The following is a 2,360-nucleotide window of genomic DNA, read 5'->3' on the forward strand; positions in this document are numbered from 1 at the left end:
CGGCGATTGCTGGCCGAAGACGCCCGCGCCGACGTCTCCGACGCGCTGCGCCACCCGACCGAGCGCGACGTGCAGGCCGTCGCCATCGTCTACGATCGCAAGGCGTGGCAGGTGCTCGACATGGAAATCGCCCCTGATCTGGAGTATCTGGCGACAGTAGCCGATGGCGACGTGGAGGTTACCAGCCGCTCGCTGGATGACCACTACTGGCTGGTGGCCTACCTGGTGGACGATGGGCCGGCGCGCTACTACCTGTATGACCGCGAGGCGCGCGCCGCCACGTTCCTGTTTACCGACCGCGCCGAGTTGGAGGGGCTGCCCCTGGTCAAAATGTGCCCGGCCATCATCCGCGCGCGCGACGGGGTGGATCTGGTGGGCTACTACTCGCTGCCCCACGACGCGGACAGCGACGGCGACGGTATCCCCGACCGGCCGCTGCCCACCGTGTTCCTGCCCCACGGCGGGCCGTGGGGGCGCGATATGTGGGGCTACCATCCGTGGCACCAGTGGCTTGCCAACCGCGGCTATGCCGTGTTGGCCGTGAACTTTCGCGCCTCGACCGGCTTCGGCAAGGCGTTCTGCAACGCCGGCGACCAGCAGTGGGTTGGCGTGGTGTTGGAAGACCAGCAGGACGCGGTGGCCTGGGCCATAGCGCAGGGCATCGCCGACCCGGCGCGGGTGGCGGTCATGGGCGGCAGCTTCGGCGGCTACTCGACGCTGGCGGGGCTGACCTTCTACCCGGAGGTTTTCGCCTGTGGGGTGGACATTGTCGGCCCATCGAATCTCATCACGCTGTTGGAAACCATTCCGCCGTACTGGAAGCCGGTGCTAGAGCTATTTATGAAGCGGGTGGGCGACCTGCGCACGGAGGAGGGGCGGGCGTTGCTGACGGCCCACTCGCCGCTGACTCACGTCGGGCGCATCATCCGGCCGTTGCTCATCGCCCAGGGGGCCAACGACCCGCGCGTGAAGCAGGCCGAGTCAGATCAAATTATCGCGGCCATGCAGGCCAAAGGTATCCCGGTGACCTACGTACTCTACCCCGACGAGGGGCACGGCTTCGCCCGGCCGGAGAATAACCTGTCGTTCGCGGCGATTGCTGAAGCCTTTCTGGCGCGCTGCCTGGGCGGGCGCGTCGAACCTATCGGCGACGACTTCGCTGGCAGCAGCCTGACCGCGCCAGTGGGGGCGGAGATCGTGCCGGGGCTGGCCGAAGCGCTGGCGGCCAGGGAGAAACCATGACGTTGGACAGCGCCGGCCCCGCGCCGGCCGACGAGCGCCACCTCGACTGGGAGGCGTGCTGGAACGTGCGTGATCTGGGTGGGTTGCCCACGGGTACGGGCGTGACTCGCTGGCGGTCGCTCATTCGCGCCGACTACCTGGGCAACCTGACCCCCGCCGGCCGGCGCGCCCTGCATGACTACGGCGTACGCACCGTCATCGATCTGCGGCGGGCGGATGAACTGGCGAGCACGCCGCCCCCCTTCCGCGGTGGCCGGCCGGACGAGCCGGCGTTCCACCACGTGCCGTTCGAGCGTGGCGACCCGGCCGCCAAGCTGCGCTGGCAGAGTGTCCAGACGCGCGCCGACGTTAACCGGCTCTTTCTGGACTTCTACCCCCACGCCCTGGCCGAAGTGCTGGCGACCATTGCCGCGGCTCCGCCTGGCGGCGTGCTGTTCCACTGTCTGGGCGGCACGGATCGGACGGGGGTGGTGGCCGCGGCCGTGCTGCGGCTGGCCGGCGTACCCGACGACGTTATCGCCGGCGACTACGCCCTGACGATGGCGCGGCGGCAGGGGACGTATGAGCGGCTGGTGGCCGAGAAGGGCGAGTCGGCGCTAACCTTCTGGGAGCGGCAGAACATCACCGCCGATATGATGCGCCAGACGCTGGCCTACGTAGACGAGCGCTACGGCGGTATGGAGGCATATCTGCTGGCCGCCGGGCTGTCGGCCGATGAGATGGCCCGCGTGCGGGCGCGACTATTGTAGCGCGGGTTGGCAGCCCGCTCTTCTCTGCTCCGGAGCGCGCATCCTCAGATGCGCTCTACGGTATTAGGCAGGCGATTTTGAGACTTAAGAAATGGCTACGGATACCCACGGACGATACGGAGTAAGAGGCGATGAATCGCCTGACTACGAGCGCTCTGTACTATGGCTGACATTTATCTGATCACCCACCCCGACGTCATAAAAGACCCGGCCATCTCTGTCCCCCGTTGGCCGCTCTCGGCGCGGGGGCGGGCGCGCATGACGGCCATGCTGGCCCGACCCTGGGTGCACGGCCTGACCGCCGTCTATTGCAGCGACGAGCAGAAGGCGCTCGATGGGGCCGCCATCCTGGCCGGCCATCTGGGCCTC

2 protein-coding genes and 1 pseudogene are annotated in these 2,360 nt (G+C 68.1%); all 3 read left to right on the plus strand.

What is annotated here, in order from left to right:
- Nucleotides 1-1,242, plus strand: a 1,242-nt coding sequence (locus tag ACE3UY_RS23010) for an alpha/beta hydrolase family protein (protein ID WP_374689804.1), incomplete at its 5' end; no start/stop codon positions are given.
- A complete protein-coding gene (locus ACE3UY_RS23015) occupies nt 1,239-1,991 on the plus strand; it encodes a tyrosine-protein phosphatase (protein WP_374689805.1) in 753 nt (250 codons plus the stop codon). The genes ACE3UY_RS23010 and ACE3UY_RS23015, both read left to right, overlap by 4 nt.
- Before the next feature lie 162 nt (nt 1,992-2,153).
- Nucleotides 2,154-2,360: pseudogene (locus ACE3UY_RS23020) on the plus strand (histidine phosphatase family protein); the annotation flags it as partial.

The sequence above is a fragment of the Promineifilum sp. (SeqCode) genome (assembly GCF_041918635.1).
In the GTDB taxonomy this organism is placed as follows: domain Bacteria; phylum Chloroflexota; class Anaerolineae; order Promineifilales; family Promineifilaceae; genus Promineifilum.

Coding starts and splice junctions, on each gene's coding strand:
- ACE3UY_RS23015 (WP_374689805.1), top strand. CDS start 1,239: ATGACGTTGGACAGCGCCGGCCCCGCGCCGGCCGACGAGCGCCACCTC.